This window comes from Streptomyces sp. MUSC 14 (genome assembly GCF_001866675.1).
GTDB lineage: Bacteria > Actinomycetota > Actinomycetes > Streptomycetales > Streptomycetaceae > Streptomyces.
Genome location: NZ_MLYN01000135.1, coordinates 1 through 401, shown reverse-complemented (window position 1 = coordinate 401; position 401 = coordinate 1). Strand labels below are relative to the sequence as shown.

Annotated in this window: 1 protein-coding gene; it reads left to right on the top strand. The window is 71.8% G+C overall.

Annotation, left to right across the window (positions count from 1 at the left end):
• The coding region (locus BIV25_RS45995) for an alpha/beta fold hydrolase (RefSeq protein WP_143076855.1) at positions 1 to 401 on the top strand (401 nt) is incomplete at both ends.

Genomic DNA, 401 nt, shown 5'->3' with positions numbered 1-401 from the left:
CCCTGGAAGCGCATGCTGATGCCCTCGCGAAGGCCCTGACCGCCGCTGGCGTTTCCGGTGCGGAGCTGATCGCGCACAGCATGGGCGGCTCGGTGGCCATCGTCCTGGCCGCCCGGCACCCGCGCCTGGTCTCCCGACTGGTCCTGGTCGACGCCAACCTCGACCCGCTCCCGCGCCAGCCTGGCTCGGGCGGCAGCAGTGGCATCGCCGTGTACTCCGAGCAGGAATTCTTGGCAGGCGGCTGGGAGGAGGTCCGCGACCGGGTCGGTGCGCACTGGTGGTCCACCATGCGCCTGGCCGGCCGTGAGGCCCTGCACCGCAGCGCGGTCCACCTCGTCCGCGGCACCGTCCCCACCATGCGCGAACTTCTGCTGGACTTGGATATCCCCCGCGCCTACCTG